Origin of the sequence: Pseudotenacibaculum haliotis (assembly GCF_042684245.1) — a bacterium.
GTDB classification, from domain to species: Bacteria; Bacteroidota; Bacteroidia; order Flavobacteriales; family Flavobacteriaceae; genus Polaribacter; species Polaribacter haliotis_A.
The window spans coordinates 119,351-145,745 of record NZ_JBHULH010000003.1; the positions used below are offsets into that span (position 1 = coordinate 119,351).

Here is a 26,395-nt window from a genome sequence, read left to right on the forward strand (position 1 = left end):
TTTATGGTGGTTATGAAGTTTGGAGGAACTTCTGTAGGAAGTTCAGAAAGCATCCAAAAAGTTGTAGAAATTGTTCGTTCAGAAGAGAGGCAAAAAATTGTTGTTTTGTCGGCTTTTTCGGGAGTTACCAATCTTTTGGTACAGATTAGTTGCGAACATGAGAGAGGTAATGAAAATGTTTTGGAAACCATTCAACAATTAGAAAAACGTTGTTTGGAGGTTGTGAATCCTTTGTTTCAAACAGCCACTTATTTACAGGTAGCCAAAGGTCTTATTCAAAAGAGAATAGACGGAATTAAAACTTTGATCCAAACGCCTTATCGCCCTGAATTGACCAAGCAAACTCTTGCGCAAGGTGAGTTGATCTCTACACATATTTTTGAACTCTATCTTCAAGAACGTAATATAGACGGCGCTTTGGTTTCTGCCTTAGATTTTATGGTTTTAGACGCCAATCAAGAGCCTGATATTGATCAGATCTCTCAGAATATTCGTCCTTTTATTGGCAATACCGATATTACCATTACACAAGGGTTTATTTGTAAAGATCATGAGGGTGTGATTGCCAATCTAGATCGTGGTGGAAGCGACTATACGGCTTCGCTTATTGGTGCTGCTGTAAATGCTGATGAAATTCAGATCTGGACAGATATAGACGGAATGCATAACAATGATCCTCGTTATGTTGATAATACATTTTCGGTAGAGGAAGTTTCTTTTGACGAAGCTGCAGAGTTGGCTTATTTTGGTGCTAAGATCTTACATCCACAGAGTTTGATCCCGGCAAAGAACAGTAATATTCCTGTTCTGCTGAAAAACACCTTTAACCCAGAACAAAAAGGAACTATTATAAAAAACTCTTCTGTGAACGAAGGGGTTACTTCTATTGCTGCCAAAGACGGAATTACAGCCATCAAGATCAAGTCGTATCGAATGTTAATGGCTTATGGTTTTTTAAAGAAGGTTTTTGAGGTTTTTGAAGATTTTAAAACACCTATTGATATGATTACCACTTCTGAGGTGGCGGTTTCTCTTACTATAGATCAAGACAAACATTTAGAAGAAATTGTAGAAGGTTTACAAGAGTTTGGGGCTGTAGAAGTAGATAGAGATTTGAGTATTGTTTGTGTGGCCGGAGATTTTTCTCAAAACAAAGAAGGGTTAAGCGCTCAGGTTTTTACAGCACTGCAAAACATTCCTATTCGTATGATCTCATACGGAGGTAGTAACTACAATATTTCTTTATTGGTAAAAACCTCTGATAAGGTAGAAGCATTGAATGCGTTGAATCAACAACTTTTTAAAAAGCAACTAGAGCCTTTTGCTTAATTGAGCTTTGTTGTTAGCTTTTCAAATACTTTTTTTGCCTCTTTTCCATCGTATAATACGCTGTACACAGCGTCGATGATGGGAGTTCTTGCTCCTTTTTCTTGGTTGAGTTTGTAAGCACTTTTGGTTGCGTAGTAACCTTCTGCAACCATACTCATTTCAAACATGGCAGATTTTACGGTGTATCCTTTTCCAATCATGTTTCCAAACATTCGGTTTCTACTAAAGGTAGAATATCCGGTTACCAACAAATCTCCTAAGTAAGCAGAGTTGTTAATGTTTCGTTTCATCTTGTGTACTTTTCGAATAAAACGCTTCATTTCTCGAATAGAATTACTCATCAATACAGATTGGAAATTGTCTCCATAACCTAATCCGTGACAGATTCCTGCAGCAATTGCGTAAATATTCTTTAACATTGCAGCGTATTCTGTTCCAATAATATCATCAGAAATTTTAGTTCTAATGTATCGTCCTTTTAAACGTTTGCTAACAAACTTAGCTTTGTCTTGGTCTTGACAGGCAATGGTTAAATACGACAAACGCTCCATAGCTACCTCCTCTGCATGACAAGGTCCGGTAATTACTCCAATATTCTCAAAAGGAATGTTGTATTCTTCAAAGAAATGTTCTCCTACGATATAACCGGATTCCGGCACAATTCCTTTAATGGCAGAAAAGATGATCTTTCCCTCTAAAGATTCGGTAAGTTTATCCAATTCCGATTTTAAAAATGCCGAAGGAATCGCAAAGATCAAATAATCGTAGTTCTTAACTGTTTCGTTGATATCGTATGATAGATCTAGTTGTTCCGGGTGTAGTTCTGCAGAACTCAGGTAGTTAGGGTTGTGTTTATTTCTTTTAATGTGTTCAACCGCGTAGACGCTTCGCATATACCATCCAATATTGTCTAAGTTCTCAGACAACATTTTAATAATGGCTGTAGCCCAGCTTCCCCCTCCTAAAACGGCAATCTTAGGATCTGTACTCATACGTATGGATTATTAGTTGCTTCAAAAGTACTAATTTCTTTTATCTGAAACCTAAGTGAATTAGTATATTTGTTTGTCTGTAAAATCAATCATTTTAGTACGTGTTGCATTCGTTAAAATGAATTATCACAATAAAATTTTTAAACCCGTTAGCAATTCAGAGAATGGTGAAGTTTCTGAAAGCTTGCGATTTCACTACCATCAAGAAGGAAATATCCTTACTTGCGAATACTCCGGAGGAGCTATTAGCAAAGGACATTTGATAGGAACTGTAGATGAACATGGTGTTATTGATATGCGATACCATCAAGTGAACAGTAAAGGCGAGCTAAACACCGGTGTGTGTACTTCTACTCCTGAGGTGTTGGCAAACGGAAAAATAAGACTACACGAATCTTGGCAATGGACATCCGGCGATAAATCGAAAGGAAGTTCTGTGCTAGAAGAAATCTAAACTATTTATTTATGAACTTACAAATCATCAACAAATCAAAACATCAAATTCCTGCTTACGAAACAGAACAATCTGCAGGTATGGATCTTCGTGCCAATATTGATGAGCCTATTACATTAAAACCTTTAGAAAGAGCCATTGTAAAAACAGGTTTATACATTGCGCTGCCGCCGGGGTTTGAAGCACAGGTTAGACCGCGAAGCGGTCTCGCGGCAAAAAAAGGGATCACTGTTTTGAATAGTCCCGGAACTGTTGATGCAGATTATCGTGGTGAGATTGGAGTAATCTTGGTGAATTTGTCTAACGAAGATTTTGTAGTACAAGATGGCGAGCGTGTGGCTCAGTTAGTTATTGCCAAACACGAGCGTGTAAACTGGCAAGAAGTAGATGTTTTAAACGAAACAGAACGCGGTGCCGGTGGCTTTGGAAGTACGGGAGTTTAAGTTCTATCTTCAAAAAGCTCCAACATTATTTCCATCAAATCATAAACATCTTTAGAAGCAGATAAATCTACCACTTCTAGAGCTACACAATAAGTAGCTAGATAATACACGTTTTTTAATGACTCATAGTATTGTTTAGCTTCTTTTGGTTCTAGTAGTTTTAAGAGTTCTTTTTGTGCGGGTGTAACTTCTATTAGTTCTCTTTTCATTTCCTTTTTTTTATGCTTTAAAGGAACTGTTTATTATTGATTCTATTCATGCCATATATGACAACTTTTTATTGATATTTGTGCCTTGGATCTAAGATTTGACTATGGAAGAGTTTGTAACGAGAAAACCCAAAAACCCTTTTTTACACGATACCATTTCTTATTACTATTTTCACACATCAGCTAGTGATTTGCTTCACAAGAAATATATCTATTACCCAAATTTTAAGAACGCCTTTACTATATACAAGAACTCGAAAGTTGTATATAGTGAAAACAATTCTATAAGCACACCAGACAAAAATGTAGATTTTAGTTTTTTGTATTCGGGTGTGCAAAAACAGTTTAGAACTGCCGAAATTATTGCTCCTTTTGATAAGATCGGAATTGTTTTTCAAGAGTTGGGAATCAATCATTTTATAGAAGTTTCTCTCTCTCAGATTGCTAATGATCCTATTGACAAGTCTTTTGATTACTACGGAGAAGAAATGATTCGGTTATGCGATGCTATCTATGCGGAAAAAAGTATTGATACAAAGGTGGAGTTGTTGGATTCCTTTTTTTTGAAAAAATATCGCGCTTTTGATGAGGATCGATTGAAAAAATCAATTCAACAGATCTTAAGCTCTACTCAAAAAATTCAAGTAAAAGAAGTTGCTCAAGCTTGTGATGTAAGCGAAAAGACCTTGTCTAGAATTTATAAAAAGCACTTGTGCTGCACACCAAAAGATTATATTGATGTGGTACAGTTTAGAAAAGCGTTGAACGATTATTTGTTGTTTAAAAAGAATTCATCACTAACAGAACTGGCTATTAACAATACATACTACGATCAGGCACAGTTTATCAAACATTTTAAAAAATTGACCGGCGTAAACCCAAAACGCTTTTTTAAAGACGTACAACATTTAGGCTACGAAGATACTTTTTGGACTTTTAGTTCGTAGGTGTCCGTTTTCACCAATTTAATTGTTTGTTTTTTGCATTTTTTTGCTAAAAAATTAAACACATGAGATCTTTATTTTTAGCAGTATTGTTTTTAGGTATAAGTCAACTAACTTTTTCTCAAACTCAAAGAGACAGTTTGCATAAATTACAATCAAAGTCTTTTAATGACCTCCGTGAGATTAAAGTTCATCTTCCTAAAGACATGAAAAAGGATGAGCGTCTTCCGGTTGTTTTTGTTTTTGATGCCCAGTGGGATCCGTATTACAAATTAATTACCTCTACTGTTGATTATCTTACAGAGATCAAAGAATTTCCAAGGAGTATTGTTGTAGGTATCAACAATAAGAAAAGGCAATATGAGTTAACACCTGCTCCTGTTAATGAAGATTGGAAAGTTCCTAATTTAGGCGGGGCCAAGCTTCTTGAGAGCCACCTTATGAATGAGGTAATTCCTTTTCTAAAAAAAGAGTACAACTCCGGTGATTATAGAATTGGTTTGGGCCATTCGTTAGGAGGAACTTTTGTTTTAAATAGCCTTGTTGATAACTCTAGTTTGTTTAATGCTTATATAGCAATCAGTCCAAACCTTCAGCTAGACGATGAAGAAATAACCTTAAAAATTCAACGAAACCTTTCTGCTCTTAAAAATAAAAAAGCCTTCTTTTATGTAACAATGGGTACCGAAGGAGGAACAGATACACAGTTCTTACCTCCTATCAAAAAGTTAGACGCTATTATGAAAGCACATAAAAATTCTAATTTCAAATGGAACTTTAAAATTCTTGAAGGCTATCACCATGGAACAACACCTCTTACTAGTATTCAAGCGGCTTTGTTGGCTTTTTCAAAAGATAGAAAAAAACAATAATGGTTCTCACGCAACCTTTTTGTAACTTACTCATCTATAGGGTATAAATCAAACTCGAAAAACTATGAAAACGAAACTAGTAGCACTCCTATTCTTTGTAAGTCTTTTTACCGCTTGTACCAAAAATGATGAAGCTCAGTTATCTCTTGATGAAGCTTTAATTGGTAATTGGAACTTAAAGAAAGTATATGGTGGTTTGCAAGGAATTAATATTGATTATTCGCAAGGTGAGGTAATCTGGACATTTAATTTTCAAACCAATGAAATTACGGTTGTAAACAACATTACTACAAATGGTCCGGAAGACATTCATGCCGGTTTAGATAGCGGAACTTATAGTTTTAATATTCAGCAAAACGGACAGTTGATATCTCTTTTTATTGAGGGAATTAAAAAGGGAGATCTTTTGATAGAAGATGATAAGTTGAGTATTGATGATGGCTTGGCTGCCGATGGTTTTGTCTCTGTTTTTGTAAAATAAGAGCTGTTGTTTTTTCGTTTATTAAAGAGTCTTTATTCTTGATAAAAACGATATGACAAATAAAAAAGAAAACTATTTTCAGGAAAAAGATGCTCTGTTAAAAGAGACTCTACAAAAGCTGAAGCCTGATGAAGTTAGCATACATGTTTTAAAAGATATTTATCTAATTTCTAACTATGAAATTCTTGTTATAGAGAAGATCTTAGAAAGAAAAACCAATCGAGAAATTGCCGATGAGCTAGATCGTAATCGTCCGGCAATTGATAATCTTATTAATAAAAGTATTTTAAAGAAATTAAACGTAAGCAGTAAGTTTAAGCTTATAGATTTTGTACAATCTAAACTTGGTTTAGATATCTAAGTCTCTAACAGAATGATTAAAAACCTCGTCTTTTTTGTTGGTTTGTTCTTCTCTTTTGTTGGCCTTGTTTTGGGTCTTATTTTTACGATCAATAGCTTTATTATTAAATCTAAATCTCTTCGGTTTTTAGGAATTGGTATTCTTTTAATTGGTATTCTTGTTTTTTCTATTTCCTACTATTGGTACTATTAGATCGTTAAAAAAGTAGTGTTTTACGCCGTTTTTTTTATTACTTATCTCTCTCGTTTGTAAGAAAGTTCCATAATATTGATTAACTTTAGAGAAATCAACATGTCCTCAATTTGTTGAAAGTTCTTATGAAAAAACGGGTTACTCTCTTATTATCAGTCTTTTGTTGCCTGTTTATCTATGGGCAAAAAAGCTATCAATATTCTGCTCCAAAAGAAACCGGTGATGGATGGAAAACTGACGGTTCTTGGTTTCAAAAGGTAGATACTTCAAAAATTTATCAACTTTTTCAACAGCTGTATAATGCAAAGCATAAGATCAATAGTGTTTTATTGGTAAAAGACAATGTGCTTATTCTTGAGGAGTATTTTAACAAGCGTTCTATAGATCAACAACAAGATCTAAGATCTACTTCTAAAAGTATTCGTTCTATCCTGTTGGGAATTGCTCTTGATAAAGGATTTATTGATGATGTAAATGATCCTATTTCTAAGTACCTGAAAACACATCAACCAAAAAAGAAATTAGATCCCCGTAAAGCTGATATTACTATTGCTAATTTGATTACTATGTCTACCGGACTGGAATGTAATGATTGGGATAGAAAGTCGAAAGGACAAGAAGATAGAGTATACAAGAAAAAAGATTGGATTCAGTACACCTTAGATCTTCCTATGGTAAATAACCCTGGAGAGGTGTCTAACTATTGTTCTATGGGTGTAGTAATTCTTGCTGAGATCATTAGTCAGGCATCCGGAATGAGCATCGATGAGTTTGCAGATAAGTATTTGTTTGCCCCACTTGGTATAGAAAATGTAAGTTGGGGACATACTTCCGAAAAAAAGGTGATTGCTTCCGGAAAACGATTGAATATGACTCCTCGTGATATGGCTAAGATCGGGCAATTGATCTTAAACAAAGGAATGTGGAAAGAAGCTCGAGTTGTTTCTCAAAAATGGGTAGAAAAATCTATCTCACCTAAGACTACCATCACCGGAATTAATTACGGGTATTTGTGGTGGAAGCTTCCTTTCTTTGTAAAAGATAAACTACATCTTTCTACTGCAGCAACCGGAAATGGCGGGCAGTATATCCTTATTTTTCACGAGATAAATATGATTGCTGTTTTTACAGGAAGTGCTTATAATTCTCAAGAAGATAAAATTCCTTTTGTGATTATGAAAGATGTTTTATTACCAACTTTATTCCGTCATTAACGGATCAATTCAAGGTTTTTACCATCTTATACATTCCTCTGTATTCTTTGTATACCAACGGAAATTCTATAAATACTTTATCTACTTCTTTGAAGTCTAATTTTTGGTAAAAGTAAAGTGCTTGATCTTGTTTTTCCATCACTTCTAACCACAGTTTTTTGTAGCCTTTTTTAGTAGCACTATTAATCAACCAAATCATAAGTTGATAGCCTATTCCTTTGTTTTGTATGGTTTGGTCTAAATAAAGTCTATGTAATTTTACATAGTTTTTATCTTCTTGATAGTGTGTATCTAAATTCCATACAACACGAAGAATACCAATGATCTTATCATCTAAAACAACAAAGTAATAATCGGCGTTGGTATCTTCTAATTCCTTCTGTAGGTTTTTACTATTATACAGATCGTTCACATACCATTCTCCATTGTCTTCCCAATAGTTGATATAGGCCGGTGGATAGATACGACACATAAGATCATACAATGTTTGATGATCTTTTAGTGTAATCTCTTTTAGGTTGATATTTTCTGATACTTGTATCATAAAAAAAGCTGCTAATTCACATTAACAGCCTTTGTTTTATAAGTTTAATGCTTATTAGTTATTCTTGATTATCGATAGCTTCTTTGATCTTTCCTTCCAACTCTTCCATTAGTTCCGGGTTGTCTTTGATCAAGCTTTTTACAGCATCTCTTCCCTGCCCTAGTTTGGTTTCTCCATAACTAAACCAAGAACCGCTTTTCTTGATAATACCTAGATCTACTCCAATATCTAACACCTCTCCTACTTTAGAGATTCCGGCTCCGTACATGATGTCAAATTCTGCCGTTTGGAATGGTGGTGCTACTTTGTTTTTTACCACTTTTACCTTGGTAGAGTTTCCTATCACACGATCTCCATCTTTGATCTGAGTTCTTCTTCTGATATCTAAACGAACAGACGCATAGAATTTTAATGCATTACCTCCTGTTGTAGTTTCCGGGTTTCCAAACATCACTCCAATCTTTTCACGCAATTGGTTGATGAAAATTACGGTACAGTTGGTCTTGCTAATAGTTCCTGTTAACTTTCTTAAGGCTTGAGACATTAAACGAGCGTGTAATCCCATTTTAGAATCTCCCATTTCTCCTTCGATTTCCGATTTTGGTGTTAAGGCAGCAACCGAGTCGATCACTACAATATCAATAGCTCCGGAACGGATTAAGTTATCAGCAATTTCTAAGGCTTGTTCTCCATGGTCTGGTTGCGAAATGATCAAGTTATCAATATCAACACCTAAACTTTCAGCATAAAAACGATCGAAAGCGTGTTCTGCATCAACAAAAGCAGCAATTCCTCCTGCTTTTTGAGCTTCAGCAATAGCATGTAATGTCAACGTTGTTTTACCCGATGATTCCGGTCCGTAAATTTCAATAATTCTTCCTCTTGGATATCCTCCTACTCCTAAAGCCAAATCCAATCCTAAAGATCCGGATGAAATAGCTTCTACATCTTCTACAACACTATCACCCATTTTCATTACAGCTCCCTTTCCATAAGTCTTATCTAGCTTATCTAAAGTTAATTGCAACGCTTTGAGTTTGGCTTGTTTTTCTTTATCTGTTGACATGTTCTATGCTCTTTTTTAAATTAAAAATACGAGATAGCAAGGTACGAAAAACAAGTAATATTTTGATGTGGTACTTATGAAGTTCTCAACATTTTAATATGAGGAATTCCATCTTCTAAATACCCTTCTCCTTGCTGTTGAAAGCCGTGAGAATTGTAGAATTTTCTCAAATATGTTTGTGCTGAGATTAAAATATTTTTTTCTGTAAAGTTCTGCTGAATGTAATCAATAGAATGCGCTACCAATTCGTGCCCATATTTGTATTTTCTCTCATCTTCTTTTACAACAATTCTTCCAATACTAGGAAGATTAAAATAGTAACCGGAATCGAATATTCTAGAATAAGCCACCAAGATATCCTCTTTATATCCTAATACGTGATATGCTTTTTGATCTTTGTTGTCTATATCTTGATATACACAGTCTTGTTCTACTACGAAAACCTCAGAACGTAATCGGAGCATTTCATACATTTCAACAGCTGTTAATTCGTCAAATATTTTGACTGTAAATTTTACCATTAACAAGCGGGAATTTTATTGACTCTGTTTTGATGTCTACCTCCTTCAAATTCTGTTGCTAAAAAGGTTTCTACCATTTGAAGTGCTTGAGGTATTGCAGTAAATCGTGCAGGAATACATAAGATATTTGCGTTGTTGTGTTGTCTTATCAATTCAACAATTTCTTTTGTCCAACACAAACCGGCTCTTACTTCTTGGTATTTATTGGCTGTCATGGCCACACCATTGGCGCTTCCACAGATTAAAATTCCAAAATCTGAGCGTTTTTCAACAATATCTTTGGCTACCGGGTGTACAAAATCCGGATAGTCTACACTATCAAAAGAATCGGTTCCGTAGTTTTCAACTTGAATCCCTTTTGATTCTAATAATTTTACAATTGCAAACTTATAATCTGTTCCTGCGTGATCATTTCCTATGGAAATCTTCATAATGTGTTGGTTTTAATTGTGTTGTTGCTTACAAAAATACAAATAGCCTCCGTTATTAACAGGTTTAAAAATTCATTTTTTTCATTTTCTTAATAACCTGTTCAAATAGAAGCTTTTAATAAGTTTTATCTTAATGTTAAGAACTATCAGTAAATTTTTAAAAATAAATTTGATTTTCTAGAAATTAATTACAATACCACAGTTTCTTTTAGATATGCAACAAGTTTTTTTCTTTTTTAATGAACATTTATCAACATAAAATTTACAATTTATTTACAGTTAACAACAAATAAGAAATTCAAAAAAAGCTGTTTATTGATGTTTATAACTTTTGTTAATAACCTAAAAATTTCTTTGATTTCTAAGACATTACCATATTCATAACCTGTGAACCTTTTTTAATAAGTAACAAATCAAAAAATATAACTCAGTTTTTATTGTGAATATTCACAATCTATAATAACAATCATATTTAAATTTTAAAAAAAGAAGAAAAAGATTATAATAAATAAGAATGTTAATAACGTTGATAAAACCGTTGTTTGATTAAACTGCTTTTTTATCCTTGTTGTCTTTTGATTGGGTTGAATCTGTAGAGTCTTTGGAAATTTCAACCGTCTCTATAGTGTTCTTTTGCTCTAATTTGTTGTTAATAGAAGCAATAGTAATTGCTGTTCCTACAACAAAGATGAAGATAAATAGAGCTATTATTTTACGTAAGTCTTTCACTTAAAAGAGATTGTTTCTTATAGTAAAGACGACGTATTTTAACAATCGTTACAATTTTCTTAAGATTTTTTTAACTTTATTAACCTTTCTTTGCAAATCAATTCAACTAAAAAATTATATGAAAAAACTATTACTTTGTGGTATTCTCTTCACAACTTTAAATATTTTTAGTCAAACCCAGTTAGGAAATAACATAACTGGAGTTTCTGGTGGTGATGAATCTGGATATTCTGTAAGCTTAAGTTCAGATGGCACCATTGTAGCTATAGGGTCTCCTTTAAATGATATGAATGGTCAAGATGCAGGCCTTATTCGTGTGTACAAGTTTAATAACGGTACACTAAGCTGGGAGCAACATGGAAATGATATTTTAGGAGCGGCAGCAGGCAATCAAGCAGGATATTCTGTAAATCTATCAAATGATGGCTCTATTTTAGCAATTGGTGAGCGTTTTAATGGTTCAAATAACGAGGGGCTAGTTCGTACGTATTCATACAATACTAATAACAATACATGGGAACAATTAGGAAATGATATAAATGGTGCATCAAGCGGAGATCAATCTGGACATTCGGTAAGTTTAAATTCAGATGGCACTATAGTAGCTATCGGAGCACCTTTTCATAATATAGATAATGGAAAAGTAAATGTGTTTTCTTACAATACCAATACTAGTATTTGGGAGCAATTAGGTTCAGATATAATAATTGGAAACTCAAGTAGATTTGGCTTTTCAGTAAGCTTGTCTTCAGATGGGCATACATTAGCAATAGGTGCAATATCAGGAATTGAAGGTGGTTCTCGTTCTGGATTAGTTCAAATATATACTTATAATACAAACACTGATGTATGGGAACAACAAGGTTCTACGATTCCTGGCGAGTCTAGTAATGATGATTCGGGTTATTCTGTAAGCTTATCGTCAGATGGTTCTATTGTGGCTATTGGAGCACCTTTTAATAACGGAAGTGGACCAAGTTCTGGTCATGTTAGAATTTATGGATATGATTCTAATTCAGGAGATTGGGAACAACTAGGAAATGATATAGATGGTGAATTTGCTGTAGATGATTCAGGAGTTTCAGTAAGTTTATCTTCTAACGGTTCTATTGTAGCTATTGGTGCTAGAGGAAGTAATGGTTTAAGAGGTCAAGTTAAAATTTACAGATATAATAATACATTAGAAATATGGGAGCAATTAGGAATGAATATAGTTGGTAATTTTGATTCAACAGCAGGTACTTCTGTGAGTTTAAGTTCCGATGGTTCTATTGTTGCTGTTGGTGCGCCTCATGATGATGATAGTAGTGCACCTAATACCGGTTATGTTGGAGTATATAGTATAGCAGAAATATTATCAACAAACGATCTATCATTACAAGAAACCATTTTTTATCCTAACCCAACAAATAATGAGTTTACCATTCAACTAAAGGAAGGAATTCAATTACAAAAAGCAAAAATATATAATCAATTAGGTCAATTAGTGAAAACATCGACAGATATAAACACTAGTATTCACGATTTATCATCAGGTATTTACTTTGTTAAAGTATATACAGATTTAGGAATTTTTAAGCATAAGTTGATTATTGAGTAGCTGGAATTATAATTTGTATTGCATTAGGTATAATAGATACGTTTAAAGATCCTTTTCCTAGCAATTCTCCATCTGCCTCAATATAAGAATGTTGCTCTTTATTTTCTTGTATTTCTAAAGAAGTAGCTTTGTAATTAATCACTTTTTTATGGTTGACTATTTGACCGTTGTATAGTTTAGGTAAGTTAAAAACCAGATCAAAAAAAGAGAAGTTCTTTGCAATGGTTATGTCTAATAGTCCATCTTTAGGATCCGGATCTTGAGTCATTTGCATTCCACCTCCGGAATATTGACAAAGTCCAAATAAGACCATCAAACACTTTTCTTCAATGAGTTGATCGTTGATTTTGATCTGATAAGATGTCTTTTTATAGAACAACAATCCATACAAACCACTTAATAAGTATGCAATAGGTCCAAATTTCTTTAAAGAATTCAACTTATTAACAACATATCCGTCATAGCCAATACCGGCAACATTGATGTAATATTCTTTTTGATTATTTGTATGATTGATCAATCCAATATCTTGATATTCAGTATGATCTTCAACTAAAACATCAATAGATTTTTCAATAGAATTTGGAATTTGATAGGTCTTAATCCAGTCATTTCCGGTTCCCATTGGAATAACACCTAGTTTTATTTCTGAAGTTTTTACATATCTTTGCGTCATAATTCCATTCACAACATGATGTAGGGTTCCATCTCCACCTACAGATATGATTTTCCTAAAGCCTCGTTTTAAAGATTCCTGAACAAGAGAAATCTCGTGTTTAGAATGTTGAGTTAATGAAAAAGAGAAATCTATCTCCTTGTGTTTTAAAATTTGCTGAATACGATTCCAAGCTTTTGAAAAATTACGAACTCCAGAATTAGGATTTACAATAAGAAACCAGGAAGAAGATGTGTGAGAATTCTCTTTAAGAGACATAAAAATGAATAATTAAGCAAGCAAAGTACAAAATAGAATCATAACTGTTTCTTAATAATTACAGACAAAGATTAATTTGTACTTTGTACACAATATATAAAGAAGAAAGATATATGAGTAGAAAGAAAAAAATGTACAAGAAAAAAGGAAAGGTAATTAAAGATCTAACCAGAAATATCTTTAAGATCCTGAATGAAGACAGTAGTAAATTTTATAATTACAAACAAATTGCAGCAAAAATGGGTGTTACCGATACAGATGGTAAAACCCAAATACTTAAAAAATTAGCAGAACTTAAAGCTAACAAAAAGATCAAAGAAATTGATAGAGGAAAATATCAGATCAATGAAGACAGAAAATATTTTATTGGTACTGTAGATGTAACCAGAACCGGAAATGCTTATTTCATTTGTGATGATTTTGAAGCTGATATCTTCATTCCTTCTGTAAACTTAGGCAAAGCACTGCATGAAGATACAGTTCGTGTATATGTGTATAAGAGAAAAAGAAGTAACAAATTAGAAGCAGATGTTGTAGAGATCCTAGAGAGATCTAAAGTAGAATTTGTAGGAACGCTTCAAATGAGTAAGAACTTTGGATTTGTTTTACCGGATAATGAACGAATTCCTGTTGATTTCTTCATAGCAAAAAGCAAAATTAATGGAGCTGAGCATGGTGATAAGGTTGTAGCGAAACTAACAGATTGGCCGGATAACTCTAAAAATCCGTTTGGTAAAATCACTCAAGTATTAGGAAAACCTGGAGATCATGATACAGAAATCCATTCGATTTTATTAGAATACGGACTTCCTTATGAGTTTCCTAAACATGTAGAAGACGATGCTTCTAAATTGTCTGTAGAGATCACGAAAGAGGAAATTTCAAAGAGAAGAGATATGCGATCAGATCTTACATTTACGATTGACCCAAAAGATGCTAAAGATTTTGATGATGCTTTATCTTTTACCAAACTCGAAAATGGAAATTATGAAGTAGGAATTCATATTGCAGATGTATCTCATTATGTTCAACCGGGAACAGAATTGGATAAAGAAGCATATGACAGAGCTACATCTGTATATTTAGTAGATAGGGTAGTACCTATGTTACCGGAAATGCTATCTAACGGAGTGTGTTCTTTACGACCTAATGAAGAGAAACTTACCTTTTCTGCTGTCTTTGAAATAAATGAAAAAGCAGAAATTGTAGATCAATGGTTTGGAAGAACAGTTACCTATTCTGATAAGCGTTTTGCTTACGAAGAAGCACAGGCAATTATTGAAAATAAAAATAATATTGTTCCAGAAAATGTTTCATTAACAGGAGAAACATATGAAGTAGATGAAAACATAGTAGAAGCTGTTTTAAAACTAGATGAATTAGCTAAAATTCTTCGTCAAAAACGAATGAAATCAGGAGCAATTTCTTTTGATAGAATAGAAGTAAAGTTCCATTTAAATGAACACTTAAATCCAACCGGAGTATATTTTAAAGAAGCAAAAGATGCTAACAAATTAATTGAAGAATTTATGTTGTTAGCCAATAGAAAAGTAGCTGAGTTTATTGGAAAAGGTAGGAGAGGACCTACCAACAAAACTTTTGTATATCGTGTGCATGACGAACCGGATGTAGAAAAATTAGCAGCATTACAAAACATCGTTTTTAAGTTTGGTTACAAACTAAATACACAAACACGAGAGAGTACAACAGAAAGTTTAAATCAGTTGTTAAAAGATGTTCACGGAAAAGCAGAATCCAACATGGTAGAAACTTTAGCAATACGTTCTATGAGTAAAGCTGCTTATACAACAATGAATATTGGACATTATGGTTTGGCATTTGATTATTATTCGCACTTTACCTCTCCAATTAGACGTTATCCGGATGTAATGACACATCGTTTGTTACAACACTATTTAGATGAAGGAAATTCTCCGAAAGCAGAAGATTATGAAGTAAAATGTAAACATTCATCAAAAATGGAGGAATTGGCAGCAAAAGCTGAAAGAGATTCCATTAAGTATATGCAAGTAAAATATATGGAAGATCACAGAGATCAGGAATTCCCGGGAGTTATTTCTGGAGTTACTGAATGGGGAATCTATGTAGAGATTGTATCTAATAAATGTGAAGGAATGGTGAGAATTAGAGATATTAAGAGTGATTATTATATTTTTGATGAAAAACAATTTGCGATTGTTGGACAATCTACAAAGCATATGTATCAATTAGGTGATGAAGTTATTGTGAAAGTAAAACACACAGATTTAGAAAGAAAACATTTAGACTTCGATTTGATCGAAGATTAAGTATAATTTAACCCTAACTGCTACAATAAATTGCCAACTTTGTCTTTATAATGGTATAATTATTGAAAGTTTCCCTAACCAAAACCAGAACTCATGAAAAGATTATTGTTTGTTATAGCTATTTTTTCCAGTAGTATATTAATCTCCCAAACAACTGTTACAAAACAATTAGGAGATTTTGATAAGTTAAAAGTTTATAACGGAATTGAAGTTGAGTTGATCAAATCTGATGAGCAAAAAATAGAAATTACCGGAGAAAAAGCAGAAAAAGTAAAAGTAAAGAACTCTAACAATGTTTTGAAACTCACATTAAAATTCCCGGATCTGTCTGCAGACGGCAAGGTAAATGTGAAGTTATATTATAATAAACCTATCAAGATTATTGATGGAAATGAAGGTGCTACCATTACCGGAAATAATATAGAACAACAACAATTAGAGGTAAAATCTCAAGAAAGAGCATTTATAAACTTAGTGATCAAAACTAAGCATTTGAAGGTAAAATCTTCTTCAGGAGGTATTATCAAACTAACTGGTAGTTCTAAAAACCAAGATATTGATGTAGATCTTTACGGTATTTATCACGGATATGGTTTAACTGTTTCAGATAATACTTCTATAAGAGCCGGATCGGGAGCTAAAGCAGAAGTTTCTGCCGGAGAAACCTTAAACGCTAAAGTTAGTTTTGGAGGATCTATCTTTTACAAAGGGAATCCAGAAGTGATCAAAGACAAAAAGGTTGCAGGAGGAATCATTAAGCAAGTAGATTAATTGATTGGTTTTTGTATCTTTGCAGCATAAAACAACATTGAAATGACAGCGTTAAACATGTTTTTATTAGGAATGCCAAGTGGAGGATCTTGGTTGATCATTGCTTTAGCAATTCTATTATTATTTGGAGGAAGAAAGATTCCTGAGTTGATGAAAGGACTAGGTGGAGGAATTAAGGAATTCAAGAAAGCTTCCAGAGAAGATAAAGAAGACGAGAAATTAGAAGAAAAGAAATAAAAAAAACCGAAGAGTAATCTTCGGTTTTTTGTTGTTTATAATTTTACTGCAGTTCCGGAGGCTGTTACCATTAACATTCCTCCATTAGCACCCACCGTTTCATAATCCAGATCAATACCTATTACAGCATCAGCTCCCATTCGCATAGCATTGTCTGTCATCTCTTTAAGAGCAGTGTCTTTTGCTTCTCGTAACACACGCTCATAAGATCCAGAACGACCACCTACAATATCTCTGATTCCTGCAAAAATATCTTTAAAGATATTCGCTCCAATAATAGTTTCTCCTGTAACCAATCCTAAATAATCTTGTACTGGTTTTCCGTCGATGTTGTTTGTTGTTGATAAAATCATACTTAATTTATTTTTTCTGTTTTTACTTCGTCTTCTGGGATTTTTAAACTGGTTTTAAATCCCGGTAATATTTGTTCTAAAAGCGCCTTATTTTTCATTTCATCAGCTTCTAAGAACAACCATTTTTTATTCTTTTTATCGTAAATACCTAAGAGAAAACTTTTCGATTTTATTCGAGTATCTCCTATTTTCATCTGATTAAAGTTCTCTACATAGCACCTATGTTCACCTTGCTCTTCTACAATATCAGAGACAGAAACAACTTCTACTTTTTCAAAAACAAACCCTTGTTGTATCATACCATCAAAAGTTGTTTTTAATAAGTTCTTTGCTTTCTCTTTACCTCCCATAATATCTAAAATAGAAGGAAAGGTATGCTCTAAAATAGTATTGATATCCAACTCTAAAGTCGCTTTCGCCACAATTTTAGCGTCTTTTAAAGCATCTTTCTTTGTTTGTGAATAAAAAGGTGATGAGACAAGAAGAAAAAGTAAGACTGTTATAAGTGTCTTATTCATCAGTGTTCTTTTTATTTTTAGCTTTCTTCATAGCCTCACCTATTTGATTACTAGCTGTAAAACTAGCTACCATATTGTTTAACATATCACTTCCTGCTTGAGGTGAATTAGGAAGTAAGATCAAGTTACTATTCGTTTCTTCTCCAATAGATTGTAACGTATCATAATGTTGTGTAACAACAATTAAAGCTGATGCTTCTTGAGAGTTGATTCCTACTTTATTTAAAACTTCTACAGACTCTTCCAATCCACGTGCAATCTCTCTTCTTTGATCAGCAATACCTTGTCCTTGTAAACGTTTACTTTCTGCTTCAGCTTTTGCTTTCTCTACAATTAAGATACGTTGCGCATCTCCTTCGAACTGAGCAGCGATTTTCTCACGTTCTGAGGCATTAATTCTGTTCATAGCTGCCTTCACCTGCGCATCAGGATCAATATCCGTTACAAGCGTTTTAATGATGTCATAACCGTATTCCATCATAGCATCATTCAATTCTGCTTTTACTGCAATGGCAATATCATCTTTTTTTACAAAGACATCGTCTAATTTCATTTTTGGCACCTCTGCACGAACTACATCAAATACATAAGATGTGATTTGATCATGTGGATAATCCAGTTTATAGAAAGCATCATATACTTTATCTCTGATTACTTTAAATTGTACTGAAACTTTTAGTTTTACAAATACATCATCTAAGGTTTTGGTTTCAACAATCACATCCAATTGTTGAATTTTAAGACTTAAACGACCTGCTATTCTTTGTACTAAAGGAATTTTCATATGCAGACCAGATTGTCTGATACTACTGAATTTTCCAAAAGTTTCGATAACAACAGCGGTTTGTTGCTTTACAATAAAGAAAGCAGAAAGAATTACTAGGACTGCGAGAGCCCCAAGAATGTACATAGTTGGGTTCATAACGTTCTTTTTTTAAAAATTAATAGTTGTATAAAGATACGAGAAATACGTATCTATATTACTAGACGCAAAAAAAAGAAAACGTTACAAAATTGTAATAGAGAAGGTTACTTCTTCTTTTTCTTAGTTTTATACTTGATCCACTTCTTGTATTGCTTTTTAGAAAGCACTTTTTCTAACGAAGCATCTAGTTCTTCGTCTTTCTTTTTAATGGCTTCAATTATAGGTTTAAAAGCAGCATCCATGTCTTTTTTAACTTGTGAGATTTTGGAAAAATCACCAGAATTTACTGCTTTTTTCTGAGTAGCTTCAACAGTGGTTTTCATACTATTCATGGTAAATGAATTAATACGCTTGATACCATTCAAGTCACGATTGAATTTTGTGATGATACTTTTAACCTTTTTAGCGGTTTCACTGTTCTTCTTTACACCGGATTTTTTAATTACACGTTCGTAGTCGTATGTAACCAATCCAACAGCTTTTAACACATTAAACTCAGGGAGTTTATCATTTGTCGGACGTTGCCTCGATGTTAAACGAGGATCTACACCTCTACCTATAAACTGTGCTTGCATAGAAAAACAAACAAGCAAAAAGAGCATTAATGTGAAAACTTTTTTCATGATAATTCTTTTATAATTTTTTGAATTCGATGAAGGGTTTCTTCCTTTCCGATCATCTCTATAATATCAAATAAATGAGGACCTTTTAAAGCACCAACCAAACTCAATCGTAATGGCTGCATTACTTTACCAAATCCAACTTCTTTTTGAGTAATCCATTCCTTTACTAAAGTTTCAATATTAGCAGAAGAGAAATCTTCAATAGAATTAATTACGCTACTCAATTCATCCAATAACGTGCCAGTTCCTTCTTTCCATTGTTTTTTTGCTGCTTTTTCATCATATCCGGCAGGTGTTTCAAAAAAGAAAGCACCTAAATCCCAGAAATCAGCAACAAAAACAGCACGTTCTTTAATCAAAGAAACTACTCTCTCTACATAAGATGAATCTGTTTCAATTCCTTTTTCTACCAACAAAGAACGGAAATTTTCTGCGAGAACACTATTTTCTTTTTGTTGTAAATACTGTTGATTGAACCATTTAGCTTTATCAGGGTTAAACTTTGCTCCTGATTTACTTACTCTTTTCAAATCAAATGCTTCAACCAATTCTTCTAAAGAAAAGATTTCCTGCTCAGTTCCCGGGTTCCATCCCAAAAAAGACAACATATTTACAAAAGCATCGGCAAAATATCCATCTTCTCTGTATCCACGCGAAACTTCGTTGGTTTGTTCATTGGTATATGCCAAAGGAAATACAGGAAAACCTAACTTATCTCCATCACGCTTGCTTAATTTTCCTTTTCCAACAGGTTTTAAGATCAATGGCAAATGAGCAAACTTAGGAGATTCCCATCCAAAAGCACGATATAAAAGTACGTGAAGTGGGAGAGAAGGTAGCCACTCTTCGCCACGGATTACATGGCTGATCTCCATCAAATGATCATCTACAATATTTGCTAGGTGATAGGTAGGCATTCCATCAGACTTGAACAAAACCTTATCATCTAGAGTATTTGTATCTATTTTGATGGTTCCCCTTATTTCATCCTCTAAAAAGATGGTTTCATCTTGAGGAGATTTAAAACGAATCACATAATTCTCTCCAGAATCAATTCTTTTCTGAACTTCTTCTTCTGATAAAACCAAAGAATTTACCAAACGACCTTTTTCTCTGTTGTGCCAATTGTAAATAAAGGTTTTTCCTTCTTGTTCGTGTTGCTTTCTATGTGCATCCAATTCTTCTGAAGTATCAAAAGCATAATACGCTTGTTCATTAGCAATCAATTCATCAGCATATTGTTTGTATAAATCCTTTCTTTCAGATTGACGATAAGGACCAAAATCACCTTTTCCACTTGTGCTGAGCGATGTAGAAGCAGGACCTTCATCAAAAGGAATTCCACACCAATTCAAAGAATCAATAATATATTGTTCAGCATTGGCTACATAACGAGTTTGATCGGTATCTTCTATTCTTAAAATAAAAGTTCCACCATGTTTTTTAGCAAACAAATAATTATACAAAGCAGTTCTTACTCCTCCCATGTGCAATGGGCCGGTAGGACTTGGTGCAAAACGTACACGAACATTAGAATTCATTCCTCTTCAATTTATGCGGCAAAGATACTTTTCTCTGTCAAGAAATAAAAGGAAAGCAGCTTTAACATAAATTTTGAAAAACAACACTTCAAAATATGCTATTTTTATAGGTTCATGAAGGAATTCAATAACATACAACGAAAATTAGAAGGGTTTTACAAGAAGTATTATACCAATGAGTTGATCAAAGGAGCGATTCTCTTTAGCTCATTAGGTCTCTTGTATTTTCTTTTTACTGTGTATATAGAATACTTTCTATGGTTAGAACCTATTTCAAGAACAGTATTGTTTTGGTTGTTTATTGGAGTTGAGGCGTACTTATTATTCAGGTTTATCATAACTCCGATCATACACTTAGTAAAATTCAAAGTAGGACTTTCAGAAATACAATCCTCTAAGATCATTGGAGACTATTTTCCTGAAGTAAGAGATAAGCTTTTAAACATACTTCAACTCAAAAGAGAGAATAACGAAACAGAATTGATCTTAGCGAGTATTGAACAAAAAGCCAAAGAATTACAACCTATACCATTTACCAGAGCTATCAATTTTCAGAAGAATGTGAAGTATGCCAAATATCTGTCTATTCCTGTGTTGATTTGGATCATTTCTTTGGTAAGCGGAACAAGCAAAGACTTATCTAACAGTTTTTCTCGAGTTGTTAATTACAAAACAGAGTACATACCTCCTGCTCCTTTTCACTTCGAGTTTGAAACAGAAGTTTTAGAAGTAATCCAGGGAAAATCATTTACTCTTGCCGTGACTACTATTGGTGATTTGGTTCCTGAAGAAGCTAAGATCTTTTACAATGGACAAACGTATTTTATGCAAGAAAAAACCAATGGTGTTTTTGTATTTACGTTTACCAATGTTACCAAACCGATAGATTTTTATGTTGAAGCGAATGATGTTAAATCAAAAACACAAACGCTTTCTGTAATTAAAACACCTACCATTCAAAACATAGTGCTCAACTTAGATTATCCTACTTATACACAAAAAAAAGATGAAGTTGTAGATAATAGCGGAAACCTGTTGGTTCCTGAAGGAACAAAAGTAGAATGGGAGGTAAGCACACATCAAACAGATTCCGTTATTTTTATAGAGAACAACAAGAGATTTGCTTTTAACCAAATCAAAGACAATACCTATAGTTACAAAAAGAATATTCGTAAGAACATTTCATACCAAATAAGTTCATCTAACAAAGAGCTAAAAGACTATGAAAAATTACCTTATGCAATTAAGATCGTAAAAGATGAATTCCCTTCTATTGTGGTTCAATCTAATATTGATAGTATTTCAAGAGGAGATGCTCAATTTGCAGGTCAAATATCGGATGATTACGGAATTAGTAAGTTAGAGTTGGTCTACTATGATCAAGACAATCCCGCTATTAAAAAGACAGTTTCACTTGATATTAATAAACAAAATATACAGACATTCTTTTACCAATTTCCTGACGGATTGGATTTAGAAGAAGGGATAGATTATGAATTGTTTTTCCGTGTTTTTGACAATGATGGAGTAAATGGAAAGAAAAAAGCCATCAGTAAAAAATTCAGCTATAGACAAAAATCAGAAGAAGAGATCAATGAAGAGATTTTAGAAGATCAAAGAAATACAATCAATGATCTAGAGAAGTCCATTCAAAAACAAAAAGACCAAAAGAAAGCTTTAGATCAACTTCAAAAGGAGATACAAAACAAAAAAGACATCAATTGGAATGATAAAAAGAAGGTTGATGAATTCATCAAAAGGCAACAGCAGTACAAGCAAATGATGGAGCGTCAAACAGAGAACCTTCAAGAAACCTTAGATGAAAGAAAAGAAGAGAACGAAACACTTCAAGAAAAGAAGCAAGAACTTCAAAAACGAATAGACGAGCTCAAAAAACTAAACAAACAACAGAAGCTTTTGGATGAACTTCAAAAGATGGCTGACAAGCTGAACAAAGAAGAGTTGGTAAGAAAAGCAAAGCAACTTTCACAAGAAAACAAACAGCAAGAAAGAAGTTTAGAGCGAATTTTAGAGTTAACGAAGCGTTATTACGTAGAAGAAAAAACAATGCAAATTGCCAATAAATTAGATCAATTATCTAAGAAGCAAGATAGCATTAACAACAATAAAGAAAACGCACTTAAACAACAAAAAGAGATTAACAAAGAATTTGATAAGATCTCGGAAGAGTTGAAAGAACTTCAGAAAGACAATGAGAAGCTAAAAGAACCGATGGAAATTCCTGAGATGGAAGAAGAACAGGAAGAAACCAAAGAAGATTTGAATAAGTCTGAGCAAAAACTACAAGAACAACAAAAAGGAGAAGCAAAAAAGAACCAAAAGAAAGCTTCTAAGAAAATGAAGCAGATGAGCCAGCAAATGCAACAAGCTATGGCAGATATGCAGGCAAACACGCTTGATGAGAATATTGACGATCTAAGGAAAATCTTAGAAAACCTAGTAACATTTTCTTTTAAGCAAGAAGATTTGATGAATCAGTTTGATGAGATTTCAGTAAGACACCCAGACTTTGGAAAAAGGATCAAACAACAAAACGAGATCAAAACCTATTTTGAACATATTGATGATAGCTTGTATGTACTTTCTATGAGAGTACCGCAACTATCAACAAAGATTCAAACAGATCTTTCCAGCGCACATTATAACTTAGGACAATCGTTAGAGAATTTTGCCGAGAACAGGTTTAGTAGCGGAATTTCCAATCAGCAATATGTAATGACTTCTGCGAACAACCTATCTGACTTTTTAAGTGATATGCTCAACAATATGCAAAATAGCATGAGCTCATCAGGAAAAGGTAAGGGAAAAGGAAAATCGTTTAGCCTTCCTGATTTGATTCAGAAACAACAAGGCCTTTCTGAACAAATGCAGAAAGGAATGCAAAAAGGCAAAGGAAAACAAGATCAAAAAGGACAAGAAGGAAAACAAGGAAAGAACGGAAATAAACAGAATAACGGACAAGGAGAAGGAAACGAAAACCAAGACGAAAGATTGAATGGTGATCTGTTTAGAATATATCAACAACAACAAGCTTTGCGACAAGAGTTGGAAGACGCAATTAAAGAGGGTGGAGAAGGAGCCGGAAATGCGAAAAAAGCATTGAAAACCATGGAGCAATTGGAAAACGAAATTCTAGAAAAAGGATTCAATCAAGGAACACTACAAAGAATGCAGCAATTAGAATATGAACTATTAAAATTAGACAAAGCAGCATTTGAACAAGGAAAGGATAAAAAGAGAAAATCCAACACCAATACAAGAGCTTACCAAAAGAAAAAAGCGAAAGAACTTCAGTTTAAAAAACGCTTTTACAACCAAATAGAAATATTAAACAGACAATCATTACCTTTGCAGGAAAATTTTGAGAAAAAAGTACAAGAGTATTTCTCAAAAAAGGGGACAAAATGATACAATTTAATTACGAAACTGATTTCGTATTAGATAATGAAGAACGTGCTTCTTCGTGGATAGAGAAGATCGTTACCAATGAAGGATCTACTCTAGGAGAACTCAATTACATTTTTTGTGATGATGAGTATCTTCATAAGATCAATGTTGAGTTCCTTCAACATGACACTTACACAGATATTATCAGTTTTGATTACACCCTTGGAAAGACGATTAGCGGAGATATTTATATTTCTGTTGAACGAGTGAAAGAAAACGCTGAAAAATTTAGTGTTACCTTTGACAATGAGTTACATAGAGTAATGATACATGGTGTTTTACACTATTTAGGAATTAAGGATAAAACAGAAGAGGAGAAAAAAGAGATGAGAAACAAAGAAAACGAATGTTTGTTACAGTTAAATAACTGATAATCAATATTTTAATTTTTTTTGTTTCACGTGGAACGATTATGAGTTTGTTTGAGACAACATATGATGTAATAGTAGTAGGTGGTGGACATGCCGGAAGTGAAGCTGCCGCAGCAAGTGCCAACATGGGAGCAAAGACTTTGTTGATTACAATGAACTTGCAGAATATAGCTCAGATGAGTTGTAACCCGGCTATGGGTGGAATTGCAAAAGGTCAAATTGTAAGAGAGATTGACGCATTAGGAGGATATAGTGCAATTGTTACAGATAAGACCGCTATCCAATTCAAAATGCTTAACAAATCTAAAGGACCTGCAATGTGGAGTCCAAGAGCTCAATCAGACAGAATGATGTTTGCTGAGACTTGGAGAAACATGTTAGAGCAAACAGAAAACTTAGACTTTTACCAAGACTCTGTGAACGGACTAATCTTCGATGGAGATAAAATTGTAGGAGTAAAAACAGCCCTTGGTTTAGAAATAAAATCCAAAACAGTTATTGTTACTGCCGGAACTTTTTTGAATGGTTTGATCCATATTGGAGAAAAAACATTTGGTGGAGGTAGAGCCGGAGAAAGTTCTTCAACCGGAATTACTGAAGATTTAGTTGCTAAAGGATTTGAGTCTGGGAGAATGAAAACAGGAACACCTCCAAGAGTAGATGGAAGATCTCTTGACTATTCTAAAATGGATGAACAACCTGGTGATGATAATCCTGAAACCTTTTCATATATAGAAACCTCGCCGTTAACAAAACAACGTTCTTGCTATTTAACTTATACGAACAAAGAAGTTCATGATTTGTTAAGAGATGGCTTTGATAGATCACCAATGTTTAATGGTAGAATTCAATCTACAGGACCAAGATATTGCCCATCTATTGAAGATAAGATCGATCGTTTTGCTTCAAAAGAAAGACATCAAATTTTTGTAGAACCGGAAGGTTGGAATACTGTTGAAATTTATGTGAATGGATTTTCAACATCTTTACCAGAAGATATTCAAGACAAAGCGATCCGTTTAATTCCGGGATTTGAAAATGTGAAATTCTTTAGATACGGATATGCAATCGAATACGATTACTTTCCGCCAACTCAATTAAAGCATTCTTTAGAAACAAAGCTAATTGAAAACTTATTCTTTGCCGGACAAATTAATGGAACTACGGGTTATGAAGAAGCAGCGGCTCAAGGATTAATGGCGGGTGTAAATGCAGCATTAAAAGTTCAAGAAAAAGAACCTTTTGTTTTAAAAAGAAGTGAAGCTTATATAGGAGTTTTAATTGATGATTTAATCACCAAAGGAACGGAAGAACCATATAGAATGTTTACTTCAAGAGCTGAATACAGAACCTTATTAAGACAAGACAACGCTGATTTGAGACTAACACCAATCTCTTATGAGTTAGGGTTGGCATCTGAAGAACGAATGAATAAGGTTATTGAGAAGCGAGAAAAAACACACAAACTAATTCAATTTCTAGAAGAAACAAGCGTTTCTAAAGAACAAATAAATCCGGTTTTAGAGAAGAAAGGTTTAACACCAATTAAGCAATCTATGAAGTTTTATAAGATTGCTGCAAGGCCACAGTTAACACTTTCAGATTTTGAAAACTTAGAAGCTTTAAAAGAGTTTATTGCCGCTGAAGAAATTGATCATATTATTATAGAACAAGTAGAAATACATTTAAAATACTCTGGCTACATAGAGAAAGAAAAAGCTAATGCAGACAAACTAAATCGATTGGAAAATGTTGTAATCCCCCAAGCTTTTAATTACAGCAATGTAAAATCTTTGTCTTATGAAGCTAGAGAAAAACTGACCAAAATTCAACCAACAACCATTTCACAAGCAAGTAGAATTAGTGGAGTTTCGCCTAGCGATATTTCCGTTTTATTAGTGCATATGGGAAGGTAAGAATTGCGGTTTTTAATTAATGTTCCATGTGGAACATCGTTTAAATT

The 26,395-nt window shown here is 33.5% G+C and carries 28 protein-coding genes; 15 read left to right on the plus strand and 13 right to left on the minus strand.

From position 1 onward, the window contains the following. The first annotated feature begins 3 nt into the window (after nt 1-3). Nucleotides 4-1,329, plus strand: a complete 1,326-nt coding sequence (locus tag ACFSRZ_RS06165; RefSeq protein WP_379665659.1) for an aspartate kinase — start codon at nt 4-6, stop codon at nt 1,327-1,329. Here ACFSRZ_RS06165 and ACFSRZ_RS06170 read toward each other — a convergent pair. After that, the gene (locus ACFSRZ_RS06170; RefSeq protein ID WP_379665660.1) at nt 1,326-2,321 is read right to left on the minus strand and encodes an NAD(P)H-dependent glycerol-3-phosphate dehydrogenase; all 996 of its coding nucleotides are present in this window, start codon (nt 2,319-2,321) and stop codon (nt 1,326-1,328) included. The two genes, ACFSRZ_RS06165 and ACFSRZ_RS06170, sit on opposite strands and share 4 nt — an antisense overlap. Before the next feature lie 118 nt (nt 2,322-2,439). On the opposite strand from ACFSRZ_RS06170, the gene ACFSRZ_RS06175 reads away from it, so the two are divergent. Both ACFSRZ_RS06175 and dut read left to right on the plus strand, forming a co-directional pair. Next, a complete protein-coding gene (locus tag ACFSRZ_RS06175) occupies nt 2,440-2,775 on the plus strand; it encodes a n-acetylglutamate synthase (protein ID WP_379665661.1) in 336 nt (111 codons plus the stop codon). Between the two features lie 11 nt (nt 2,776-2,786). Further along, nucleotides 2,787-3,218, plus strand: a complete 432-nt coding sequence (gene dut / locus ACFSRZ_RS06180) for a dUTP diphosphatase (protein ID WP_379665662.1) — start codon at nt 2,787-2,789, stop codon at nt 3,216-3,218. On the opposite strand, the gene ACFSRZ_RS06185 is transcribed toward dut, so the two are convergent. Next, the gene (locus ACFSRZ_RS06185) at nt 3,215-3,427 is read right to left on the minus strand and encodes a hypothetical protein (RefSeq protein ID WP_379665663.1); all 213 of its coding nucleotides are present in this window, start codon (nt 3,425-3,427) and stop codon (nt 3,215-3,217) included. The genes dut and ACFSRZ_RS06185 overlap by 4 nt on opposite strands. A gap of 104 nt (nt 3,428-3,531) precedes the next feature. Here ACFSRZ_RS06185 and ACFSRZ_RS06190 point away from each other — a divergent pair, with 104 nt between their 5' ends. The 5 genes from ACFSRZ_RS06190 (at nt 3,532) to ACFSRZ_RS06210 (ending at nt 7,491) form a co-directional block, all read left to right on the plus strand. Further along, nucleotides 3,532-4,374: a helix-turn-helix domain-containing protein gene (locus ACFSRZ_RS06190; protein WP_379665664.1), complete on the plus strand. Its 843-nt coding sequence runs from the start codon at nt 3,532-3,534 to the stop codon at nt 4,372-4,374. A 62-nt stretch (nt 4,375-4,436) separates the two neighbouring features. Next, complete coding sequence (locus ACFSRZ_RS06195) at nt 4,437-5,243, plus strand: alpha/beta hydrolase (protein WP_379665665.1); 807 nt, start codon at nt 4,437-4,439, stop codon at nt 5,241-5,243. A 64-nt stretch (nt 5,244-5,307) separates the two neighbouring features. After that, the gene (locus ACFSRZ_RS06200; protein WP_379665666.1) at nt 5,308-5,724 is read left to right on the plus strand and encodes a lipocalin-like domain-containing protein; all 417 of its coding nucleotides are present in this window, start codon (nt 5,308-5,310) and stop codon (nt 5,722-5,724) included. Nucleotides 5,725-5,776: 52 nt separating this feature from the next. Further along, entirely contained in the window at nt 5,777-6,085 is a 309-nt protein-coding gene (locus ACFSRZ_RS06205; protein ID WP_379665667.1) for a helix-turn-helix transcriptional regulator, read from the plus strand. A 317-nt stretch (nt 6,086-6,402) separates the two neighbouring features. Continuing rightward, complete coding sequence (locus tag ACFSRZ_RS06210) at nt 6,403-7,491, plus strand: serine hydrolase domain-containing protein (RefSeq protein ID WP_379665668.1); 1,089 nt, start codon at nt 6,403-6,405, stop codon at nt 7,489-7,491. 4 nt (nt 7,492-7,495) lie between these two features. Here the strand turns inward: ACFSRZ_RS06210 and ACFSRZ_RS06215 are convergent, their stop codons facing one another. The 5 genes from ACFSRZ_RS06215 to ACFSRZ_RS06235 all read right to left on the minus strand — a co-directional run bounded on the left by ACFSRZ_RS06215 (nt 7,496) and on the right by ACFSRZ_RS06235 (nt 10,782). Beyond that, entirely contained in the window at nt 7,496-8,035 is a 540-nt protein-coding gene (locus tag ACFSRZ_RS06215; protein WP_379665669.1) for a GNAT family N-acetyltransferase, read from the minus strand. A gap of 58 nt (nt 8,036-8,093) precedes the next feature. After that, a complete protein-coding gene (gene recA, locus ACFSRZ_RS06220) occupies nt 8,094-9,101 on the minus strand; it encodes a recombinase RecA (RefSeq protein ID WP_379665670.1) in 1,008 nt (335 codons plus the stop codon). Nucleotides 9,102-9,175: 74 nt separating this feature from the next. Next, a complete protein-coding gene (locus tag ACFSRZ_RS06225; RefSeq protein ID WP_379665671.1) occupies nt 9,176-9,622 on the minus strand; it encodes a GNAT family N-acetyltransferase in 447 nt (148 codons plus the stop codon). Further along, nucleotides 9,622-10,053 carry a ribose 5-phosphate isomerase B gene (rpiB, locus tag ACFSRZ_RS06230; RefSeq protein WP_379665672.1) on the minus strand — a complete coding sequence of 144 codons (432 nt, stop codon included), beginning with the start codon at nt 10,051-10,053 and terminating at the stop codon, nt 9,622-9,624. The genes ACFSRZ_RS06225 and rpiB overlap by 1 nt, the downstream gene beginning before the upstream one ends. Before the next feature lie 546 nt (nt 10,054-10,599). Then, on the minus strand, nt 10,600-10,782 hold the full coding sequence (locus ACFSRZ_RS06235; protein WP_379665673.1) for a hypothetical protein: 183 nt from the start codon (nt 10,780-10,782) through the stop codon (nt 10,600-10,602). A gap of 118 nt (nt 10,783-10,900) precedes the next feature. Between ACFSRZ_RS06235 and ACFSRZ_RS06240 the strand changes: the two genes are divergently transcribed. Further along, entirely contained in the window at nt 10,901-12,382 is a 1,482-nt protein-coding gene (locus tag ACFSRZ_RS06240; protein WP_379665674.1) for a T9SS type A sorting domain-containing protein, read from the plus strand. On the opposite strand, the gene ACFSRZ_RS06245 is transcribed toward ACFSRZ_RS06240, so the two are convergent. After that, nucleotides 12,372-13,316, minus strand: coding sequence for a diacylglycerol/lipid kinase family protein (locus ACFSRZ_RS06245; RefSeq protein WP_379665675.1), 945 nt, complete (start codon nt 13,314-13,316; stop codon nt 12,372-12,374). The two genes, ACFSRZ_RS06240 and ACFSRZ_RS06245, sit on opposite strands and share 11 nt — an antisense overlap. 113 nt (nt 13,317-13,429) lie before the next feature. On the opposite strand from ACFSRZ_RS06245, the gene rnr reads away from it, so the two are divergent. The 3 genes from rnr to ACFSRZ_RS06260 all read left to right on the plus strand — a co-directional run bounded on the left by rnr (nt 13,430) and on the right by ACFSRZ_RS06260 (nt 16,633). Further along, nucleotides 13,430-15,625, plus strand: coding sequence for a ribonuclease R (rnr, locus tag ACFSRZ_RS06250; RefSeq protein WP_379665676.1), 2,196 nt, complete (start codon nt 13,430-13,432; stop codon nt 15,623-15,625). 93 nt (nt 15,626-15,718) lie between these two features. After that, nucleotides 15,719-16,396 (plus strand): head GIN domain-containing protein, encoded by a 678-nt coding sequence (locus tag ACFSRZ_RS06255; protein WP_379665677.1) that lies wholly within the window; start codon nt 15,719-15,721, stop codon nt 16,394-16,396. Nucleotides 16,397-16,438: 42 nt separating this feature from the next. Further along, a complete protein-coding gene (locus ACFSRZ_RS06260) occupies nt 16,439-16,633 on the plus strand; it encodes a Sec-independent protein translocase subunit TatA/TatB (protein WP_379665678.1) in 195 nt (64 codons plus the stop codon). 35 nt (nt 16,634-16,668) lie between these two features. On the opposite strand, the gene ACFSRZ_RS06265 is transcribed toward ACFSRZ_RS06260, so the two are convergent. The 5 genes from ACFSRZ_RS06265 to gltX form a co-directional block, all read right to left on the minus strand. Further along, nucleotides 16,669-16,986: a YbjQ family protein gene (locus ACFSRZ_RS06265; protein WP_379665679.1), complete on the minus strand. Its 318-nt coding sequence runs from the start codon at nt 16,984-16,986 to the stop codon at nt 16,669-16,671. A 2-nt stretch (nt 16,987-16,988) separates the two neighbouring features. Continuing rightward, nucleotides 16,989-17,504, minus strand: coding sequence for a hypothetical protein (locus ACFSRZ_RS06270; protein ID WP_379665680.1), 516 nt, complete (start codon nt 17,502-17,504; stop codon nt 16,989-16,991). After that, nucleotides 17,497-18,426, minus strand: a complete 930-nt coding sequence (locus tag ACFSRZ_RS06275; RefSeq protein ID WP_379665681.1) for an SPFH domain-containing protein — start codon at nt 18,424-18,426, stop codon at nt 17,497-17,499. Before ACFSRZ_RS06275 ends, ACFSRZ_RS06270 begins: the two co-directional genes overlap by 8 nt. Nucleotides 18,427-18,533: 107 nt before the next feature. Beyond that, the gene (locus ACFSRZ_RS06280) at nt 18,534-19,052 is read right to left on the minus strand and encodes a hypothetical protein (RefSeq protein WP_379665682.1); all 519 of its coding nucleotides are present in this window, start codon (nt 19,050-19,052) and stop codon (nt 18,534-18,536) included. Further along, complete coding sequence (gene gltX / locus ACFSRZ_RS06285) at nt 19,049-20,593, minus strand: glutamate--tRNA ligase (RefSeq protein ID WP_379665683.1); 1,545 nt, start codon at nt 20,591-20,593, stop codon at nt 19,049-19,051. Before gltX ends, ACFSRZ_RS06280 begins: the two co-directional genes overlap by 4 nt. A 114-nt stretch (nt 20,594-20,707) precedes the next feature. On the opposite strand from gltX, the gene ACFSRZ_RS06290 reads away from it, so the two are divergent. Genes ACFSRZ_RS06290 through mnmG form a run of 3 tightly spaced genes read left to right on the plus strand, consistent with a single transcriptional unit; the run spans nt 20,708 to nt 26,348 of the window. Beyond that, complete coding sequence (locus tag ACFSRZ_RS06290; protein WP_379665684.1) at nt 20,708-24,022, plus strand: DUF4175 family protein; 3,315 nt, start codon at nt 20,708-20,710, stop codon at nt 24,020-24,022. Then, a complete protein-coding gene (gene ybeY, locus ACFSRZ_RS06295) occupies nt 24,019-24,432 on the plus strand; it encodes an rRNA maturation RNase YbeY (RefSeq protein WP_379665685.1) in 414 nt (137 codons plus the stop codon). The genes ACFSRZ_RS06290 and ybeY overlap by 4 nt, the downstream gene beginning before the upstream one ends. 41 nt (nt 24,433-24,473) lie before the next feature. After that, the gene (gene mnmG / locus ACFSRZ_RS06300; RefSeq protein WP_379665686.1) at nt 24,474-26,348 is read left to right on the plus strand and encodes a tRNA uridine-5-carboxymethylaminomethyl(34) synthesis enzyme MnmG; all 1,875 of its coding nucleotides are present in this window, start codon (nt 24,474-24,476) and stop codon (nt 26,346-26,348) included. Nucleotides 26,349-26,395 lie beyond the last annotated feature (47 nt).

Coding starts and splice junctions, on each gene's coding strand:
- ACFSRZ_RS06165 (WP_379665659.1), top strand. CDS start 4: ATGGTGGTTATGAAGTTTGGAGGAACTTCTGTAGGAAGTTCAGAAAGC.
- ACFSRZ_RS06170 (WP_379665660.1), bottom strand. CDS start 2,321: ATGAGTACAGATCCTAAGATTGCCGTTTTAGGAGGGGGAAGCTGGGCT.
- ACFSRZ_RS06175 (WP_379665661.1), top strand. CDS start 2,440: ATGAATTATCACAATAAAATTTTTAAACCCGTTAGCAATTCAGAGAAT.
- dut (WP_379665662.1), top strand. CDS start 2,787: ATGAACTTACAAATCATCAACAAATCAAAACATCAAATTCCTGCTTAC.
- ACFSRZ_RS06185 (WP_379665663.1), bottom strand. CDS start 3,427: ATGAAAAGAGAACTAATAGAAGTTACACCCGCACAAAAAGAACTCTTA.
- ACFSRZ_RS06190 (WP_379665664.1), top strand. CDS start 3,532: ATGGAAGAGTTTGTAACGAGAAAACCCAAAAACCCTTTTTTACACGAT.
- ACFSRZ_RS06195 (WP_379665665.1), top strand. CDS start 4,437: ATGAGATCTTTATTTTTAGCAGTATTGTTTTTAGGTATAAGTCAACTA.
- ACFSRZ_RS06200 (WP_379665666.1), top strand. CDS start 5,308: ATGAAAACGAAACTAGTAGCACTCCTATTCTTTGTAAGTCTTTTTACC.
- ACFSRZ_RS06205 (WP_379665667.1), top strand. CDS start 5,777: ATGACAAATAAAAAAGAAAACTATTTTCAGGAAAAAGATGCTCTGTTA.
- ACFSRZ_RS06210 (WP_379665668.1), top strand. CDS start 6,403: ATGAAAAAACGGGTTACTCTCTTATTATCAGTCTTTTGTTGCCTGTTT.
- ACFSRZ_RS06215 (WP_379665669.1), bottom strand. CDS start 8,035: ATGATACAAGTATCAGAAAATATCAACCTAAAAGAGATTACACTAAAA.
- recA (WP_379665670.1), bottom strand. CDS start 9,101: ATGTCAACAGATAAAGAAAAACAAGCCAAACTCAAAGCGTTGCAATTA.
- ACFSRZ_RS06225 (WP_379665671.1), bottom strand. CDS start 9,622: ATGGTAAAATTTACAGTCAAAATATTTGACGAATTAACAGCTGTTGAA.
- rpiB (WP_379665672.1), bottom strand. CDS start 10,053: ATGAAGATTTCCATAGGAAATGATCACGCAGGAACAGATTATAAGTTT.
- ACFSRZ_RS06240 (WP_379665674.1), top strand. CDS start 10,901: ATGAAAAAACTATTACTTTGTGGTATTCTCTTCACAACTTTAAATATT.
- ACFSRZ_RS06245 (WP_379665675.1), bottom strand. CDS start 13,316: ATGTCTCTTAAAGAGAATTCTCACACATCTTCTTCCTGGTTTCTTATT.
- rnr (WP_379665676.1), top strand. CDS start 13,430: ATGAGTAGAAAGAAAAAAATGTACAAGAAAAAAGGAAAGGTAATTAAA.
- ACFSRZ_RS06255 (WP_379665677.1), top strand. CDS start 15,719: ATGAAAAGATTATTGTTTGTTATAGCTATTTTTTCCAGTAGTATATTA.
- ACFSRZ_RS06260 (WP_379665678.1), top strand. CDS start 16,439: ATGACAGCGTTAAACATGTTTTTATTAGGAATGCCAAGTGGAGGATCT.
- ACFSRZ_RS06265 (WP_379665679.1), bottom strand. CDS start 16,986: ATGATTTTATCAACAACAAACAACATCGACGGAAAACCAGTACAAGAT.
- ACFSRZ_RS06270 (WP_379665680.1), bottom strand. CDS start 17,504: ATGAATAAGACACTTATAACAGTCTTACTTTTTCTTCTTGTCTCATCA.
- ACFSRZ_RS06275 (WP_379665681.1), bottom strand. CDS start 18,426: ATGAACCCAACTATGTACATTCTTGGGGCTCTCGCAGTCCTAGTAATT.
- ACFSRZ_RS06280 (WP_379665682.1), bottom strand. CDS start 19,052: ATGAAAAAAGTTTTCACATTAATGCTCTTTTTGCTTGTTTGTTTTTCT.
- gltX (WP_379665683.1), bottom strand. CDS start 20,593: ATGAATTCTAATGTTCGTGTACGTTTTGCACCAAGTCCTACCGGCCCA.
- ACFSRZ_RS06290 (WP_379665684.1), top strand. CDS start 20,708: ATGAAGGAATTCAATAACATACAACGAAAATTAGAAGGGTTTTACAAG.
- ybeY (WP_379665685.1), top strand. CDS start 24,019: ATGATACAATTTAATTACGAAACTGATTTCGTATTAGATAATGAAGAA.
- mnmG (WP_379665686.1), top strand. CDS start 24,474: ATGAGTTTGTTTGAGACAACATATGATGTAATAGTAGTAGGTGGTGGA.